At 61.2% G+C, this 237-nt stretch carries 1 protein-coding gene; it reads left to right on the top strand.

Going from position 1 to position 237, the window contains the following annotated elements; translation table 11 throughout:
• Positions 1 to 237: alpha/beta hydrolase (locus ACLJNW_RS28435; protein WP_410962018.1), on the top strand; the 237-nt coding region annotated here is incomplete at both ends.

The raw sequence follows: 237 nt of genomic DNA, 5'->3' as shown, positions 1-237 counted from the left end.
ATCGTATACCGGTGAGAGCGGCGGTCAGCCACGCAACGTCGCTTCGCCGGATATCAATACCGAAGACTTCAGCGCGGCAGTGGATTTCATCAGTTTGTTGCCGGAAGTGAATCGCGAGCGCATCGGCGTCATCGGCATCTGCGGCTGGGGTGGCATGGCGCTGAACGCGGTGGCCGTGGACAAGCGCGTCAAGGCGGTGGTGACCAGCACCATGTACGACATGACGCGGGTCATGTC

Source organism: Salmonella sp. SAL4457 (genome assembly GCF_046548235.1).
Taxonomy (GTDB): domain Bacteria; phylum Pseudomonadota; class Gammaproteobacteria; order Enterobacterales; family Enterobacteriaceae; genus Salmonella; species Salmonella enterica.
The sequence above is the reverse complement of the archived record's forward strand: the minus strand, read 5'-3'. Positions and strand labels throughout refer to the sequence as shown.